At 62.2% G+C, this 16,639-nt stretch carries 19 protein-coding genes; 10 read left to right on the top strand and 9 right to left on the bottom strand.

The features are described from left to right. Positions 1-164 precede the first annotated feature (164 nt). The gene (locus ASG25_RS10660; protein WP_062473274.1) at positions 165-1,019 is read right to left on the bottom strand and encodes a helix-turn-helix transcriptional regulator; all 855 of its coding nucleotides are present in this window, start codon (positions 1,017-1,019) and stop codon (positions 165-167) included. Between the two features lie 94 nt (positions 1,020-1,113). On the opposite strand from ASG25_RS10660, the gene ASG25_RS10655 reads away from it, so the two are divergent. From ASG25_RS10655 to ASG25_RS22260, 3 genes are all read left to right on the top strand, one after another. Further along, positions 1,114-2,013, top strand: a complete 900-nt coding sequence (locus ASG25_RS10655; protein ID WP_062473272.1) for an SDR family oxidoreductase — start codon at positions 1,114-1,116, stop codon at positions 2,011-2,013. Positions 2,014-2,110: 97 nt separating this feature from the next. After that, a complete protein-coding gene (locus ASG25_RS10650) occupies positions 2,111-2,455 on the top strand; it encodes an EamA family transporter (RefSeq protein WP_062473270.1) in 345 nt (114 codons plus the stop codon). 36 nt (positions 2,456-2,491) lie between these two features. Continuing rightward, positions 2,492-2,746 (top strand): ester cyclase, encoded by a 255-nt coding sequence (locus tag ASG25_RS22260; RefSeq protein WP_082480079.1) that lies wholly within the window; start codon positions 2,492-2,494, stop codon positions 2,744-2,746. A 56-nt stretch (positions 2,747-2,802) separates the two neighbouring features. Here the strand turns inward: ASG25_RS22260 and ASG25_RS10640 are convergent, their stop codons facing one another. Further along, entirely contained in the window at positions 2,803-3,717 is a 915-nt protein-coding gene (locus ASG25_RS10640; protein ID WP_062473266.1) for a LysR family transcriptional regulator, read from the bottom strand. Positions 3,718-3,805: 88 nt separating this feature from the next. Here ASG25_RS10640 and ASG25_RS10635 point away from each other — a divergent pair, with 88 nt between their 5' ends. Together ASG25_RS10635 and ASG25_RS10630 are read left to right on the top strand one after the other, a co-directional pair. Then, on the top strand, positions 3,806-4,249 hold the full coding sequence (locus tag ASG25_RS10635) for an ester cyclase (protein ID WP_062473264.1): 444 nt from the start codon (positions 3,806-3,808) through the stop codon (positions 4,247-4,249). A 10-nt stretch (positions 4,250-4,259) separates the two neighbouring features. Beyond that, a complete protein-coding gene (locus ASG25_RS10630) occupies positions 4,260-5,180 on the top strand; it encodes an NADP-dependent oxidoreductase (protein ID WP_062473262.1) in 921 nt (306 codons plus the stop codon). Positions 5,181-5,243: 63 nt separating this feature from the next. On the opposite strand, the gene ASG25_RS10625 is transcribed toward ASG25_RS10630, so the two are convergent. Further along, positions 5,244-6,227, bottom strand: coding sequence for an SDR family oxidoreductase (locus tag ASG25_RS10625; RefSeq protein ID WP_062473260.1), 984 nt, complete (start codon positions 6,225-6,227; stop codon positions 5,244-5,246). Positions 6,228-6,231: 4 nt separating this feature from the next. After that, positions 6,232-6,885, bottom strand: coding sequence for a DUF2306 domain-containing protein (locus ASG25_RS10620; protein WP_062474474.1), 654 nt, complete (start codon positions 6,883-6,885; stop codon positions 6,232-6,234). A gap of 110 nt (positions 6,886-6,995) precedes the next feature. Between ASG25_RS10620 and ASG25_RS10615 the strand changes: the two genes are divergently transcribed. Then, a complete protein-coding gene (locus ASG25_RS10615; RefSeq protein WP_347360101.1) occupies positions 6,996-7,973 on the top strand; it encodes an AraC family transcriptional regulator in 978 nt (325 codons plus the stop codon). 230 nt (positions 7,974-8,203) lie between these two features. Here the strand turns inward: ASG25_RS10615 and ASG25_RS10610 are convergent, their stop codons facing one another. Next, entirely contained in the window at positions 8,204-9,217 is a 1,014-nt protein-coding gene (locus ASG25_RS10610; protein WP_062473257.1) for a LacI family DNA-binding transcriptional regulator, read from the bottom strand. 117 nt (positions 9,218-9,334) lie between these two features. Between ASG25_RS10610 and iolG the strand changes: the two genes are divergently transcribed. From iolG to ASG25_RS10590, 4 genes are read left to right on the top strand one after another with little or no spacing between them, the layout of a single operon-like run. Then, positions 9,335-10,342, top strand: coding sequence for an inositol 2-dehydrogenase (gene iolG, locus ASG25_RS10605; RefSeq protein WP_062473255.1), 1,008 nt, complete (start codon positions 9,335-9,337; stop codon positions 10,340-10,342). A 40-nt stretch (positions 10,343-10,382) separates the two neighbouring features. Continuing rightward, positions 10,383-11,297, top strand: coding sequence for a myo-inosose-2 dehydratase (gene iolE / locus ASG25_RS10600; protein ID WP_062473252.1), 915 nt, complete (start codon positions 10,383-10,385; stop codon positions 11,295-11,297). A 23-nt stretch (positions 11,298-11,320) separates the two neighbouring features. Beyond that, positions 11,321-12,493: a Gfo/Idh/MocA family oxidoreductase gene (locus ASG25_RS10595; RefSeq protein WP_062473250.1), complete on the top strand. Its 1,173-nt coding sequence runs from the start codon at positions 11,321-11,323 to the stop codon at positions 12,491-12,493. Between the two features lie 28 nt (positions 12,494-12,521). Continuing rightward, on the top strand, positions 12,522-13,568 hold the full coding sequence (locus tag ASG25_RS10590; RefSeq protein WP_062473248.1) for a Gfo/Idh/MocA family oxidoreductase: 1,047 nt from the start codon (positions 12,522-12,524) through the stop codon (positions 13,566-13,568). Positions 13,569-13,575: 7 nt separating this feature from the next. Here ASG25_RS10590 and ASG25_RS10585 read toward each other — a convergent pair whose 3' ends face one another. The 4 genes from ASG25_RS10585 to iolE (ASG25_RS10570) all read right to left on the bottom strand — a co-directional run bounded on the left by ASG25_RS10585 (position 13,576) and on the right by iolE (ASG25_RS10570) (position 16,637). Continuing rightward, the gene (locus ASG25_RS10585) at positions 13,576-14,406 is read right to left on the bottom strand and encodes a MurR/RpiR family transcriptional regulator (RefSeq protein WP_062473246.1); all 831 of its coding nucleotides are present in this window, start codon (positions 14,404-14,406) and stop codon (positions 13,576-13,578) included. A gap of 71 nt (positions 14,407-14,477) precedes the next feature. Continuing rightward, positions 14,478-14,867, bottom strand: a complete 390-nt coding sequence (locus tag ASG25_RS10580; RefSeq protein WP_062473244.1) for a tautomerase family protein — start codon at positions 14,865-14,867, stop codon at positions 14,478-14,480. A gap of 25 nt (positions 14,868-14,892) precedes the next feature. After that, a complete protein-coding gene (gene iolB / locus ASG25_RS10575; RefSeq protein ID WP_062473242.1) occupies positions 14,893-15,705 on the bottom strand; it encodes a 5-deoxy-glucuronate isomerase in 813 nt (270 codons plus the stop codon). A 14-nt stretch (positions 15,706-15,719) separates the two neighbouring features. Then, entirely contained in the window at positions 15,720-16,637 is a 918-nt protein-coding gene (iolE, locus tag ASG25_RS10570) for a myo-inosose-2 dehydratase (RefSeq protein WP_062473241.1), read from the bottom strand. Positions 16,638-16,639: the final 2 nt, after the last annotated feature.

Genomic DNA, 16,639 nt, shown 5'->3' with positions numbered 1-16,639 from the left:
TGTAAGACTGGTGAGGCCTTATTTTCCCAAACTCGATACATGCTGAGAACGAGCAGAACGTCTCGTTTAGGTATCCATCGGAGGCACGTGAATGACAGGAATAAGGGCGCCAAGCGACCGTTGGGTCACCACCTTGAATATCGATCGAAAATTGAGAACCGCGTTTAACATTCCGTTATGAGGGCACCTGATGATGCAGGTTTGCATTCTGACTGGACCAGACGGCGAATTTTCATCGCAACGTCGGCATCCACCGGATTGTAGATGACCAGATTGAGGTCGGGCCTGCCATCTACGGCGAAACCTGAGTACTCCAGTTCGACGTCGCCAAGGATCGGATGCTTTAGTCTCTTGGTACCTTCACCGTGCGAAATCACATCGTTCTCTTGCCAGAGCGCTTTGAACTCCGAGCTGTTCGCACAGAGGTCTTTGACCAACTCGGCAATCTCCGACGTCGCTCCGGCGCGCGCGGCATCGGCGCGAAATGCCCCCACAACGAAACGCGCCATCGCTTCCCAGTCGTGTTGACGCGTTCGGATATCCTGGTTGCCGAACAGCAGTCGTAAGATGTTCCGGTCTAGAGGGCCGAGGCGGTCATAGTCCGTAAGGACGATCGTCGCCGCACGGTTCCACGCCACAATGTCCCAGGCGGCGGTGCGCACCAATGCAGGGCTCGCCTCCAGGGTGTCCAGAAGCCGCTGGAGGCGGGGGCTGATGCCTTCGACAGAACGAAATCGAACTTCCGGTGGTCGGCCGAGTGCGAGCATGAACATATGTTCCCGCTCCGGCTCGGTCAGCATCAAACCTTTTGCGATGCGGTTTAGAACGTCGGCGGATGGAGCGCCTCCGCGCCCTTGCTCGAGCCATGTGTACCAGGTCGCGCTGATGTTTGAGCGTTGCGCCACCTCCTCGCGTCGCAGTCCAGGGGTTCGCCGACGACCTGACAGACCAAATGTTGCGGGGTCGAGCCGGGAGCGACGGTCCCGCAGAAACGAGCCCAGTAGATTGCTTTCCGTCATCGGTATCCAGTCAGCTATTATACTAGGAAAAGGTCACTACTTTAACAGCATGGTTCTAGCGGGATAAAAGAGGCCGATCAACAAGGAGATACCCATGCGCATTCTCGTCACCGGTGCCACCGGCTTTATCGGATCGGCTGTTGTTTCGGAACTTCTCAAGTCGGGTCATCAGGTCACTGGGATGACCCGCTCGGATACGGGCGCGCGCTTTCTGGAAGCGGTTGGTGCCGACGTTCATCACGGGACGTTGGAAGATCTCGACAGCATCCGCCGCGGTGCCGAGCGTGCGGAGGCCATCATTCATACGGCATTCGATCATGATTTTTCCCGTTACGCAGAGAACTGCGAAAAGGACGGACGTGTCATCCGCGCCATGGGTGATGTCCTGAAGGGATCGAGCCGACCGCTGCTCATCACCTCGGCGACAGGACTTGGAAGCGCAGTGTTGGGCCAGCCTGCGCTTGAGGATATCACGAATTTTGAACACCCGATTCCCCGGATAGCTTCTGAGTTGGCTGGAAATGCCTTGCTGGACATCGGCGTGAACGTCTCGGTCATGCGGCTCCCGCAGGTGCACAACACGGTCAGGCAGGGATTGATATCTCCAATGATCGAGATCGCACGCGCAAATGGTGTTTCTGCCTATGTGGGCGACGGAAGCAACCGCTTTCCTGCCGGACATCTGGGCGATGTGGCGCTTCTTTACAGGCTGGCCATCGAACGAGCAGAACCCGGCGCGCGCTACAATGCCGTTGGCGAGGAGGGCGTAAAAGCTCGAGAAATCGCAGAGGCACTTGGGCGCGGTTTGAGCCTGCCCGTGGTTTCCATTGAGCCGGACAGGGCGGGCGAGCATTTCGGCTGGATGGCCATGTTTGCACAATTGGATTTCCCAGCATCGAGTGCGAAGACCCGAGAAATTCTTGGATGGAATCCAATCGGGCCGGGGCTTATCGCTGATCTCGATGCCATGGAGCCACTAAGCAGCTTGGCATGATGCGCGCCTGCTCATAAAACGCCTTAAAAAGCTCGTAACGGAGATCATGGGTAGCGTGGATCTCGCTTTGCGCTGGCCGTAAATGAAAGCTTGGTGGTTGAGAGCTCTCATCGCCCCCACGCAGGGGATGACCGAGGTCTTCGCCGACCACCGCGCCGCCGGTGGGCTGATCCTTGGCCTCGGGTTGTGCGGTACTGGCCTTGCATATGTCGCCTGTTACCACATCGTCGAAAACCTCGGCGTACTTGCCGCATCAAGCGTCATCTATGCTCCGTCTGTGGTCGCCTTGTTGATTGGCGCAGCGCTCATCGGAGAAGACGTGCCATCAACGAGCTACTTGGCCCTCGTGCTGATCCTCGCAGATGTTGGCCTGATCGAGTGGTCGTCGCGGTCTCAGGCCACATGGCACAAGGTGCAGCACAGGTCTGCAGTGGCACAGTAGCGATGTTTACGTTGACCGCGAAGCGACGATTTCGAGATGGAGCGCCCGGATCGCCAAAGTTCCGGAGGTCAGGTTCGAGATCCGGGATGTCGTGACGATGGGAACAGGATCGTTGTTCGCAGCGAAGCTCAAGGAACCCCAACCGGTGCCTTTCTGGGCGTCGCAGAGTCCGATCACGCGTTTCGGATCATGACCATTGACATCCACGACGTCCAAGATGGCAGGGTGTCCCGGACCTATCACGTCGAGGACTGGTCGCGCGCGGCCCGGCAGCTCCGCGGCGCGGAGTGATACCAGCTGTCGAGCGCACACGCGAAAGCCGTTCCTCCGGTTCGGCAGTGGCCTATTCACGTCGAGGCCTTTGCAAAGAGCGACCCGATCACCTGACGCAGCCAGCGCTGCGCGGGGTGAACGTCGTTGCGCCGGTGCCACGCCATGTCGAACGTCGCCGTGCCAAGGTCCAGGGGCGGTTTCAGCACGTGGAGCTGTTCGCGATATCCGGAGGCATCGACCACGCCTCTCATCAGCGTTGCGATCAGGTCGGACGACGCGACGAGCGGCGGCGCCGCGTACATTTGCGGCAGGGTGAGCGCAAGGCGGCGGCGTAGTCCGAGCTTCCCAAGCGCGGCATCGACCAATCCAAACCGCTCGTTTTCGGGCGAAACCAGCAGATGCGACATCTGAAGAAACGTCTCGAGCGTCAACTCTGCCTCGCCTTGCGGATGACCTTTGCGAACGACGCAGACGAAACGTTCCTCGAACAGGCGTCTGCTGAGGATGCGACCGGCCGGCGTGTGCGGAACGCCGATGGTCAGGTCGGCCTCCCCGGAATCCAAAAGCCTGATGACCTCGTCGCGGTGGTCAAATTTGCGGATCCGCAAGACAATTCCCGGAGCCTGCGCGCGCAGGACCGCGAGCAGGCTTGGCAGGACGACGAATGCCGCGTGCTCGGACAGGCCGATCGATAAGGTCACCGTCGACGTCGACGGGTCGAAGATCCGCGTGAACTCCAACGTTCTCTGGATCTCCGAAAGCGCATGTCCCAGCGGTTCGGCAAGATCGACCGCGCGCGGCGTCGGTTGCAATCCCTCCGGGCCGCGGATGAACAGCTCGTCCTGCAGGAGGGCACGCAGGCGGGACAGGGCCGCGCTCATGGCCGGTTGCGTGCGCCCGATCCGCACGCCGGCGCGCGTGACGCTCCGCTCCGCCATGAGAGCGTCGAAGGCGACGAGAAGGTTCAGGTCGATGCCATGTAAATCCATGAGATGGATGTTAGGCCATATCCTTTATCAATTTCAAGTATGAACAGGAACGACGTACGTTCCCTTATCGCCAACCAAGGGAATTGCCATGAGCGACAAACACCTCTCCATCAGCGGTATCGGGGCCGCCGATCTCCAAACCCTTCGCACCTTCTACAAGGCGTTCGAGGGGAACCCTGACCTTCTCGACGACAGCGTCGTGCCCGACTGGCGCGACATCCCGCTGGCTCCCGGCCAAGCCGAAGGACGGGAAGGCTTCAAGCCCATGATCGTGGCCTTCTTAAAGGCTTTTGCCGACATCAAGATCGAGATCCTCGATGTCATCGGCGGGCCTGAGAAGGCTGCGGTCCGCGCCGTGATCACGGGCCGTCACGTTTCAGACTGGTTCGGGGTCGCCCCGACCGGCCGCACATTCTCGCTTCCGATCCACGAGTTCCACGCTTTCGACAACGGCCGGATCACCCACACTTGGCACATGGAAGACTGGATGGGTTGGTTCACCCAAATGGGCGCCTGGCCAGTTGAGAATTGAGGATCACACAATGCGACAGATCATTCTCTCCTCCTATGGGCAAACACCGGTTCTGACGGAGGTCTCTATCCCGGTACCGGGCGATGGCGAGGTGCTCGTCCGCATCGCAGCCGCAGCCTTGAACCCGCTCGACGTCAAGCTGCAGCGCGGTCAGGTCCACGCCTACTTCCCGCTCACCTTCCCGTCGGCCTTGGGCACGGATCTCGCCGGCACAATCGGGAAGACAGGTTCGCTCACGTCTCGCTTCAGAGCAGGCGATCGGGTCATCGCGCGGCTCGATCCAACCGTGGGCGGCGCGTTTGCGGACTACGCGATCGTTCCGGAAGATCAACTGGTCCTTGTTCCGGACGACCTAGACTTCAGCAGCGCAGCCGGATTGCCGACCGCTGCAGGAACCGCTTGGCAGGCGCTTGTCGAGATGGCGGATCTGAAAGCCGGCCAGACCGTGCTTGTGCATGCCGGCAGTGGGGGCGTCGGCAGCTTCGCCATCCAGTTGGCCAGAGGGCTCGGCGCCCGCGTCATTGCCACCGCTTCGGGAGACGGCCTTGAGATCGCGCGTAAGCTGGGGGCCCATCACGTCATCGACTATCGATCCGACGATGTCACCCAGAGGGTTTCCGATGTCGACGTGGTGCTGGACACGATCGGCGGGGAGACACAACAGGGTTCCTTCGAGGTGCTGCGCAGCGGCGGAAAGCTGGTTTCGACCGTGTCGCCCCCGGATCAGGCGCTGGCAGCAGCCCACAAGGTCGAAGCTGCGTTCGTGTTTCACACATCAAACGCCAAACGGCTGTCGTATCTGGTCAAAACCTACCGCGACAAAGGACATTCGACCTTGATCGACAGCGTCTTGCCTGTCACATCCTTCGCAGAGGCATTCGAACGCCAGGCATCTGGCAGAGCGCGGGGCAAGATCATCGTGAGCTTCTGATCCTCCCGATGACACCGACGAGCCGGGCGGTTTTCGTCCGGCTCCTTCCCTCGCGCGCTCAGCTTAGCCCAAGCCGAAATAATCCGGTCCTCTGAGATCATCCGTCAATGCCGGCCCAACCGGTTGCCATCCGAGCTCCTGCCGCGTTCGCCGGCTATCGACGGGATTGTCGGCAGCCACGAAGGGCGCCAGGAAGCCGAACTGGCGCTTGGCGTGACGCGAGGTTGCGGAACGGGCGGGAAGTCCGAGACCTTCGGCCATGATCTCGGCAATCTGCTTGTACGCGATCCCCTCCTCTGCGGCGCCGTGATAGACACCCCCAGCCCGGCCCTTTTCCAGCGCCAACGCCAGCAGCGTGATGGCATCGCCGATATGCACGCCACTCCATCGATTGGAGCCGTCTGCGACATAGAGAACCTCACCATGCTTTCGAGCGGCTGTTGCAAGCTGCGGAACCAGGCCGCCATCGCCCCGGCCGTGCACCGATGGAGCGAGCCGCACGATCGACGCGCGAACGCCCCGCTGCGCCCAGTGCTCCACCAGCACCTCGCTGATTGCGCGAACGTGACCGGGCGAGCGGGGATCGGGCGCGTCGGTTTCGACCGCAACGCGTCCGGCGCGCACGCCGGGGGGGCCGGCCACGCCCATTGTGGCGAACGCTGTCACCATCGGGCGTCCGGACCTCGCCAACGCGCCGGCCAAGGCATCGATGGCTGCGTCGTTCGTGGCGGTGATCGCCTGCATCATTCTCGCGACGATGTTGCCGGGCCATCCACCAAGCAGAGCGCCGAACAGGCGCCGGCGCGGCAGGTCGGCCGGCGAAAAGCTGTAGGCGAGATGGACGACCGCGTCGGCCTCGGCAGCGCCTCTGCGAAGCGTGTCGAGATCGAGGATGCTGCCGACAAGCGGACGTGCGCCGAGAGACCGCACTTTTTGCTCTGCCGCCTCTGACCGGGCAAGCCCGGTGATCTCGTGGCCCTTTGCCGACAGATGCGCGATCAGCGCCGGCCCGACGAAACCGGTTGCTCCGGTCATGAAAATACGCATTCGATCACTCCTGAGAGATTGTCACGGGCCGAGCGGCATCAACCCCTGTCGCCCGACGCCTGAGATAGACCTCGGCGAGCATGAGGTTTGGTAGCCAGCAGACCCAGGCGATGGCGGGATAGGCCGTCTGAAAGTCGATGGAGAGGACGCCCGAGAGCGGCAGGTAGAGGCGCAGCGTCAAGGCGGAAAGCGTGAGCGCGAAGGACCGGATCATCCGGCGTCGATGCGATGCGATGCGCCGGGCAAGGGCTTCGCGTATCGCCAGACCTGTGGTCGCAAGCCAGGCAAGGCCGAGGGTCGCGAAACCCGCACCGGCCACGGGCCCGGTGGTCAGACCCGTCGCCAGCACGAGCGCTGCAAGCCCGCCGCTCGCGCAGCCTGCCGCATACAGGCGACCGATCCACCGGTGGACCGACGGCCAGCGAGCCCTCAGACCCGGCAGGAACTGCCAGGGTCCAGGAAGCAGGGCTGTCGCTGCGCCCCCCGCGTGCACGGCGATCGAGGGATCGAAGTGTCGATTGGCCGCGACATTCGCAGGCACGGGTCCCTGTCCGGCCAGATAGCGATAGGAGACGACAGCCAACGCGGTGGAGATCGTTGCCGAGGCCGCCCAGCCGAGCCGGACCCCACGGGACCGATCGATAGGCACCGCCGTCATGGCGTTGCCGATGCGCAATGTCGGGTCGGCCGAAGATGTGGTGAACCTGGCATGCGATTTCCTTTGATGATTCCGTGCTCGCACACTAGCCCCGTCATTCCGGACCATCTATGCTTGCCACACCTAAAAATCTTTGCGATCGTTCCAAAATGGATCCGCTTTCCGACATTTTGACCATGCTGAAACCGCGGCGGCTGAAGACCGGCGCCACGGATGCCTCCGGCGATCTCTCCATTTCGTTCCCGCCGCATACGGGCCTCTATTGTTATGCGGTGTTGGAAGGTGCCTGCTGGTTGACGGTGGAGGACGGGTCCTGCCCGCTCCGCCTCAAAGCCGGCCATTGCGTTCTGCTGCCGAGCGGTCGTCCGTTTCGCATCGGCAGCGATCCCGATCTTGCGCCCGTGGCGGCTGACGTTTTCTTCGCAGGCCGAAGCAATGGCGCTGTGGTCACCTATGGAGAGGGCGGAGATTGCTTCATCTGTGCCGCGCATTTTGACTTCGACGGTCCTGATTCCGCTCTGCTCCTGGGCCTGCTTCCGCCCGTCGTCCATATCGACGACGAAAATGATCAGACGGCGATGCGCTGGGCGCTGGACCGGATGATGGCCGAGTTGCGCACGCCCAGAGCCGGCAGCGACCTTCTTGTCGAGCACCTTTCACACCTGATCCTGATCCAGGCACTGCGCCAGCATCTGACGGCGCGGGACGGCGCGCGTGTGGGATGGTTGTCGGCGCTGGCTGATCCTCCCGTCGCTTCGGTCATTGCAGCCCTGCATGCAGAGCCGGCTCGCCGATGGAGCGTGGCGGTAATGGCCAAGATCGCGGGGATGTCGCGCACGGTCTTCGCACTTCGCTTCAAGGCACGCGTTGGCGCCAGCCCGATGGAGTATCTCACGCGCTGGCGCATGATGCTGGCCGCCGAGGCTCTGCGGCAGCCGCATACGAACGTCGCCTCGGCCGGAATGGCGGCTGGATATGACTCAGACAGCGCCTTCAGCACTGCCTTCAAGCGCGTCATGGGCTGCTCGCCTCGCAAATACCACTCAAAAATAAGCGGCGTCACGCTGCCTTACGCTCCATTGTCCTGATAGTGTTTTCGCGTTCAATGGCCCTCTATCTGCGCGATCGCCGACAGAATGTAATCGAAAGATTACTAAAATGAACGGCATTGACGACGATGAACTCTCAACGGAAAATGGAGGGATCTGCGGTTTAACGCAACGGACGACCCTATCGCCTTGATGAGATATGAACCAGCGACCCACTAAATGCTATCAGGTATGGGATACAATAATCAGTTTACTGGCTTCTTCGCGCTTCATGCGTTCTCAATCATGTAGATATCGATCGGAGTCACGAGGGATGCCAAGGGATTGTCGTTCCTGCCGAAATAGGCCGCTAATGCCTGGACGGCGGTCTGTACTTCTAGTTCGGGTCGTTGGTCGATAATGACGTCGATAAGTCCTTGGCGAATGAGCTGGCGGCGGTCTTCTGTCAGTTCATGGGTAATGAAAACGACCTCTTCAGCGCGACCGAGCGTCTTAAGCGCCGTTACGACCGTCTGGGCGCCGGCGGAGGCATTGTAGATGCCACGGATCTCAGGATTTCTGCGCAGAGCGTCGAAAACGAGATCGCCCGCCGTCTCCGCGCGTTCCAGGCTCTCCAGAACGTCCGTTACCCGGCAGTGCGGATAGCGTTCGCGCAACACGGCGCGAAAGCCCATTTCGCGCTCCTCGTGACCAATCATGCTCAGCATGCCGGAGATGATAACGATTTCGCCGCCTTCTCTGCCCATCAGGCGCGCCATCAAATCTCCCGCGACCCGCCCTGCTTTCCGGTTGTCGGGCCCGATATAGGCGATGCGGTCCGCGTTGCGTATGTCGGTGGCCAGCGTCATGACAGGTTTCCCCTGCCCGCCCCAAGCTCGAAGGGCGCTCGCGACATCCTCATTTTGTGAACTGACAATGATCAGAGCATCGCAGTGTCCGGCGAGGGCCTGAATGAGCGCCACGGTGGCGGCGGGTCGAACCGGGTCGATGTGATGAACCTGAAACTGCAGGTTATACTGGGGGTAGAGTCGCGTGGCTCCCTCAAAACCATCCTGCACGGCCGCATGGAACGGATTTGCGCGCGACTGAAGGAGAACGGCGACACGTAGCGTCCGGGCAGCGCGTGGGTCGATCACGCGGTTGATCTTCATCCTTCTCGCCTGTTCGAGAACACTCCGCTCCTTGTCCAGGCTCACGCCACCACGCCCGTTGAGGACACGATCGACTGTTGCCAGCGATACCCCGGCTGCGATGGCAAGATCTCGCGATGTCGGCTTTCCCACGGCACACTCCGCTTGAGGAGATCTCATCAAGATCGACGTATCCCCTCATTAGCACTGCGCTAGACTGTCGACAACGAACTAGGTTGAAAACGGCTCACGTGGATCGGGAGGATCTTCATGCTACATCTCGCCGTCTTCGGTGCAGGGCGCATCGGGCATGTGCACGCGACGAACGCTGCAAGCCTGCCCTCCGTGCGAGTACGCTATCTCGTCGATCCCATCGAGAGTGAGGCCCGGTCGGAGCTTGCGGCAAGCGTCGGCGCGGACATCGTCGAGGCTGGGCAGGTCTTTGCCGATCCGTCGGTTGATGGCGTCATCATAGCGAGTTCGACGGACACGCATGCCGCTCTGCTGATCGAGGCCGCGCGTGCCGGCAAAGCCATCTTTTGCGAAAAGCCTGTGAGCCTCGATTTCGCGACGGTCGAGACGGTCACCGATGCGGTGGAGCGTTCGGGCGTGCCCTTCCTGCTTGCCTTCCAGCGCCGTTACGATCCCGATTTCCGCTTCGTGCGGGGTCGCATTGCGGGCGGAACTGCTGGACCGCTTGAACATATCGTCATGCACACGCGCGATCCCGCGCCGCCGCCCCGCGCCTATATAGAGCGATCAGGCGGCATGTTCCGCGATCAGGCAATCCATGACTTTGACATGGCGCGCTACCTACTAGATGAGGAGATCATCACCGTCTACGCCGTCGGCAATTGCCTCATCGACCCTGAGATCGGCGCAGCCGGCGATATCGATACGGCCATGATCACGCTGACATCTGCATCCGGGCGCTTGGTCCAGATGATCAACTGCCGCCGTGCACCTTTCGGTTATGATCAGCGTCTTGAAGCGCTGTGCGCCCATGAAGTGCTCTATGTCGAGAATCGCCCGCAGCGCGGGGTCCTCATCGCCGATGCCGATGGCTTCCGAGCCTCCCCGCCGATGAACTATTTCATCGAGCGTTTCTCGACGGCTTATCGTGCCGAGATGTCCGCCTTCATCGACCTCATCCGCACCGGCACGAAACCGCTGGCGACTATCCGCGACGGGCTGGAGGCACAACGGATCGCGGAAGCCGCCGTGAAATCCGTCGCCACAGGACTGCCCGTCCACATCGGCTCCAAGTGGCGGCCCTGATGGGGGCGCCCATGACCCTGTCCTTCAAACGGAGACCAAGATGAGATCTCAAAACCTTTCGGCACTTCCATCTGGCGTCCGCCTCGCCGTGAGTCCCTTGTCATGGACCAATGATGTACTGGAGGATCTTGGCGCCGACATTCCGGTCGAGACCTGCCTCGATGATGCGGCTCGTGCCGGCTATGAGGGGGTCGAACTTGGCCGTAAGCTGCCACGCACGACGGAGGCACTGGCACCCCTGCTCGACCCTCGTGGGCTTGCGCTTGCCTCGGGCTGGCATTCCGGCCGGCTTGCCGAAGGCAGCGTCGAAGACGAGCTTGTCGCCGCCGCCGCCCATGCCGATCTGCTGCGCGCCATGGGATCGACCGTCATGGTCTATGGCGAGACGGCCATGATGACGCCGGGCGCACCTCTCGATGCGCCAATGTCGAAGAGGCGGCATCTCCAAGGCGTTGACGTTGCGGCCTATGCGGCGAGGTTGACCGATTTTGCCCAAAAACTCGGCGGTGCGTACGGCCTGACGCTTGCCTATCATCATCATCTGATGATGGTCGCCGAGACGTTCGACGAGATATCCATGATCTTCGACGCAGCAGCGCCGTCGGTCGGGCTTCTTCTCGACACGGGCCATGCGGCGGCGGCAGACTTTGCCTACCCTCGACTGATCGAGCGCTTCGGCGACCGCATCGTTCATATCCACCTGAAGGATGTCCGCGCACCGGTGCTTGCTGCGGTTCGCGACCGTGACCTGAGCTTCAACGAAGGCGTGCGGAGCGGCATGTTCACCGTGCCGGGCAATGGCAGCCTCGATTTCGCGCCACTGGAGCGCTTCGTCCGGGAGAGCGGCTATCGCGGATGGCTTGTGATCGAGGCGGAGCAGGATCCGGCGATCGTGCCGCCCCTGCCGGCCGTCACTGCGGGCTTTCACCATATCCTTGCGCAGTTTTCGGCCTGATGGCCGCATTGAGGACAACGACGATGCCTAAGAAGACGCTGAATATTGGCCTGATCGGCTCCGGCTTCATGGGGCAGGCCCATGCCGACGCCTATCGTCGCGCGGCGATGCTCTACCGGGATTTGCCGGCGATCCCGCATCTAAGCATGCTCGCGGACGTCACAGGCGAGCTTGCGGCGGATGCAGCCAACCGCTTCGGCTTCGAGCGGAGCACCGGCGACTGGCGGACCCTCGTGACCGATCCCGAAATCGATGTGGTCGACATCACCTCGCCCAACGCGATGCACCACGAGATGGCGCTCGCCGCCATTGCCGCGGGCAAGCATGTCTATTGCGAAAAACCGCTCTCGGTGACGCTGGCGGAGGCCGAGGAAATGGCGGAGGCGGCCCGCAGGCAGGGCGTGAAGACCATGGTCGCCTTCAACAACGTCAAGACGCCTGCCGCCATGCTCGCCAAGATCATGATCGACCGCGGCGATATCGGCACGCCGATGCGGTTTCGCGGATGGTTCGATCAGGGCTTCTTCAACGATCCGGACCTGCCGTTTTCCTGGCGATGCACCCGCAAGGAGGCAGGCTCCGGAGCGCTTGGGGATCTGGGAAGCCACGTGATCTCGGTGGCGCAATATCTGGTCGGCGATATCGAGCAGGTCATCGCGCAGTCGCAGACCTTCTTTCCGACACGGCCTGTGCCGCAGGGGGGGTCCGGCTACGGCGCAACGTCGAATAGGGATGCGCGACGCGCGGCCGTGGAGAATGAGGATCAGATCCAGACGCTGATCCGCTTCAGGAATGGCGCCGGCGGCACGATCGAGGCCTCGCGGGTCGCCGCCGGCAAGGTGTTCGGCATCTACTGGGAGGTGTCCGGCACCGAGGGCACGATCATCATGGATGGCGAGCGCTTCAACGAGCTGAAGATTTCCCGTTTCACCGATCCGAAGCCGGACCGCGGTTTCAAGACCATCCTTGCCGGAAGCCAGGTCCCGCAGTTCGGCGCCTTCTTTGGTTTCGACTTCGCCGGCGGCGGGCTTGGCTATTTCGACGTCAAGGTTATCGAGGTGCGCGATCTCATCTTCGGTATCTGCAGCGGTGCGGACTGCTTCCCGAATTTCGACTTCGGGCTCGCCAATGAACGCATCATCGATGCGATGGAACGCTCGCTCGAGACCGAGACCTGGCAGACAATTGCCGGCTGAGGCGAACGTTACGAGAAGGAGAAGCGCCATGTCTTTCCCCGAAACACTGCCCTTGCCCCGGACGCGACCGCCGATGGAGGCCCCGCCAATGCGCTGGGGCATTCTCGGCTTAGGATGGATCGCCGCAAAGTTCGTCGAGTCGGTTCAGGCGCAGACGCGCCAGACGATCGCGGCGGTCGGCTCGCGGTCGCCCGAGGCCGCCGAAAGGTTCGCGGCGGCCTGGCAGGTGCCGCGCGCCTATGGCAGCTACGAAGCGCTCGTGGCTGCCGACGATATCGACATCATCTATGTCGCGACCCCTCACAACCTGCACCATGAGCACGCACTCTTGGCGATCGCGGCCGGAAAACACGTGCTCGTCGAGAAGCCGGTGGCGCTCAATCATGCCCAGGCAGCGGAGATGGTGGCCGCCGCGCAGGCCAAGGGCGTGTTCTTCGCCGAGGCGCTCTGGACCTACTTCCTCCCGAAATTCGACGTGATCCGCCAAGTCCTCGATGCGGGCGTCATCGGCGACATCCTGTCCGTCTATACGGAATATGGCGAGTATCTGCCACGCGAGCATCGGATCTTCGATGCGACGCTTGCCGGCGGGCCGCTGCTCGATCTCGGGACATATCCTGTTTCGCTCCTGGCAAAGCTTCTCGGCACGCCGGAGCGCATCGTCGGTCTCGCCACGCCGGACCCGGCAGGTGTCAACGGTCAGCTCGCCGTGGTCGTTTCCAACGCGCACGGTGCGCTTGGCACCATGGCGACCTCGCCCTACGGTTTCAGCCCGACGAACGCGGCGATCATGGGCAGCCGCGGCACGATCCGGTTCGAGACGGAGTTTCACCTGCCGGGCAGTTTTGACGTCTGGTCGCTCGACGGCACCCGCCGCCTTCGCTACGAGGAGCCGAGGGGCGCGCATTTCGAGGGGCTGTTCCACGAAGCCGCCGAGATCGCCTGGGCGATCTCGGAAGGGAAGCGGGAGACCGCCTGCCGACCGGTTGAAGCATCGCTTTCCACCATGCGGCTGCTCGACGGCATACGGCACGCGCTCGGTATCGACTTCACGCAGGCAGGGCTGGTGGAGTAGGCTTCCGTCACCCGCCGGTGGTCTGCAACGACGCATGAATGCCGTTCGCCAGGGCGTCGCCGAGTACGATGCCCGCCGTCACGCGTGACAAGGCGTCTCTGCCGGCACCGGCGAGATCGAAACGAATGGTGGCGAGTGCTGCCGTGGGCGACAGTGGCGTGTCGGTCATGCAGACGATCGGTATCTGCCGATCTCTGATGGTCACGACATGAGCGGCGAGCGCGCTGCTGGACGGGGCCGTCTCCAGGATGACGGCCGCATCGCCGCGCCTTGCAAGGACGAGGATGTCGGTTGCGGAGACCATGTCGGTCAGCAGGATCGCCCGGATGTTCATTGCGACAAGACGCCGGTGGAAGAAGCTTGCGAACGGCAAAGCGTCTTTGTCCGCGAGAATGAAAACGCTATCCGCCGTCGACAGCATGCCCGACGCAGCCCTGATGTCGGCAAGGCGGATCGTCTCGCCCATCGCGTCGAGCGACATGCGGCAGGCCTCGACCGTCTCCTGAATGGCGTTCCGGTCGTCGCGGGCGGGGCCAGTCTCAAATGCAGCATGAGATGCGGCCTTGGAGACGATTCTCGCGCGTCCCGCCTGCTGGAACACCGACTGAAGATCGCTGAACCCGCTATATCCGAGTAACTGCCCAAAACGGACGAGCGTCGACGGCGAAACACGCGCAGCTTCTGCAATCGATGCGACGGTGCCGAACGCAATGTCGTCGGGATGGTCGACGGCATAATGGGCAAGCGTCGCGATCCGCTTGGGAAAGTCTGCGTGCCGCGCCAGCATCAGGGCTTTGAGCGTATCGAGATCCCGCGGACGGTCGTCCTTGTCAGTCAATCGGGGTTCTGGAAGCGAACGCGCGGAGTCGGACGCCCGACGACTTTGCGGGACGGGGTCCAGGCGACCGGTCATAGATTACCCGTCACGAATTGAGCGACACCTGCGCCGAACGACCAGTCCTCGTCACCGTTCTCGACGAAAGACACCATGAGATCGGACGACGGAACGCCGCATTTCTCGGCCAGCTGATCACCAAGGCCCTGATAGAATGCGAGCTTTTCGGGTCTCGGCCTCGGCCGCGAGACGACTTCGATCAGGACGAAACGATCGGTTCGTGTAAAGCCGAGGCCCGTGTCCAGTGCGCGGAAATGGGTGTCTTCATGTTCGAACACGATCTGGTAGCGATCCCGTTCCGGCACATGAAACGCGTCCAGCATGACCGCGTGCACCGTGTCGAGGAGACGCTTGATGTCGGCCTCCGACCGGCCCTTGCGGATGTGCAGCTTGATCAGCGGCATGAAACGTCCTTTCGGCTGGCAGCGGTTAGGCCTTCGTATCGCGGTCGATGATCCACTGGACAGCGGGATCGGGGATGAACCGCCAATTTCGCCGCGGGCCGGCCATGACGTTGAGATAGTACATGTCGAAGCCATAGGGCGCGCCGCAGGGGTGGTGGCCGCGTGGCACGAGGACGACATCGTGCGACGTCACCGCCATCGTCTCGTCGAGCGTGCCGTCTTCCGTGTAGACCCGCTGGACGCCAAACCCCGTGTCAGGATCGAGCCTGTGGTAATAGGTCTCTTCCAGATAGGTGATCCGCGGAAAATCGTCCTCGTCGTGCCGATGGCTCGGATAAGAGGACCAGTTGCCGGCGGGCGTGAAGACTTCGGTCACGAGCAGGCTGTCGCAGTCGTCGTCGGCTTCCATCGCGATATTGTTGATGAAGCGCTGGTTCGCGCCGACCCCGCGCGGGGTGAGCGTGATCCGGTCCGGCCCGATGCGGTGGGCCTTGTGGCCGCCCTTTCCCGGAGCCAGGCAGACGGCGATGGTGCACTCCGTGGTCGCCTCCGCCTGCCATGTCTCATTGTTCGGCACATAGAGGCAGTGCGGCGGCGTGCGCTCGAAGACGTTCATGCGATCGCCGAGTTCGCCCCAATCCGTGCCCGCCGCCTGAAACTTTGCCTTGCCCTCCACCATCACCAGAATAGCTTCCATGGAACCGGTCGCCTCGCCGATCGTATCGCCCGCGCGCAGGCGGTAGAGGCTGAAGCCGACATAACGCCAGCCGGCCGATTGCGGCGTGATCTCGTGGACCTTACCGTGACTGCCAAAGGGCCGGCGCCGAAGCATGCTCATCGCTCTTGCCCTCCTTATTCTGCTGACGTCGCGGAGGATGTGTCGAGACCAACGTCACGAGACATCGCCTTCAGAGCTTTCAGGCCCATGTTCTGGTAGAGGAACGGCTCCCGAACGGCACTGTCCTGCTCCGCCTCGATGACGAGCCAGCCCGCATAGCCGTGCTCTGCGGCGATCTTCAGGACGGGCTCGAAGGCGACGCAGCCTTCCGGATCACCCGGCACGGTGAAGACCCCGAGCCGCACGCCATCGAGAAACGACAGGTTTTCGGAGCGGACGCGGGTCATGATCTCGGGCCGGATGTTCTTGGCATGAATGTGCGTGACGCGGTCCATGTATTTCCGGGCGACGTCCTGCGGGTCGGTACCGCCGAACGTGCAGTGGCCCGTGTCGAGGAGAAGGCGCGTGTGGGCCCCGGCCATGCTCATGAAGCGATCGATATCGGCAGCGCTCTCGATGATCGTGCCCATGTGATGGTGGTAGCCCATCTTGACGCCCTGATCGGCGGCATGCCGGGATAGCGCCTCGTACCCTTGCGAAAACCGTGTCCACTCGGCATCGGTCATGATGGGTCGGTCGTTAACCGGCGTGCCCTCGCTGCCGTGGACGGTGTTGGAGCATTCGCAGGCATTGATGTGGTCGCCGCCGGCGGCCCTGGTCATGTCGATGAAGGTCTGCAACGCGGCCATCTCGGTCTCCAGGTCGTTGACGAGGAGGTTGGTGGAGTGCCATCCGCCGACGAAGCGCAGGCCGAACGCGCCGAGCGCTTCCTTCAGGGCGCCGCCCTCGTTCGGCATCTTGTGGCCCTTCTCGATGCCGTCGAAGCCGATCTTGCGGCAGTCCGACAGGCAGTCCTCAAGCGTCAGATGCGCGCCGATCGTCTGATCGTCGTCGTTCGACCAGGCAATGGGGTTGGTTCCGTAGAGTATCATGG

Origin of the sequence: Rhizobium sp. Leaf384 (genome assembly GCF_001424065.1) — a bacterium.
Lineage (GTDB): Bacteria > Pseudomonadota > Alphaproteobacteria > Rhizobiales > Rhizobiaceae > Ferranicluibacter.
This window is presented reverse-complemented; position numbering and strand designations above follow the sequence as displayed.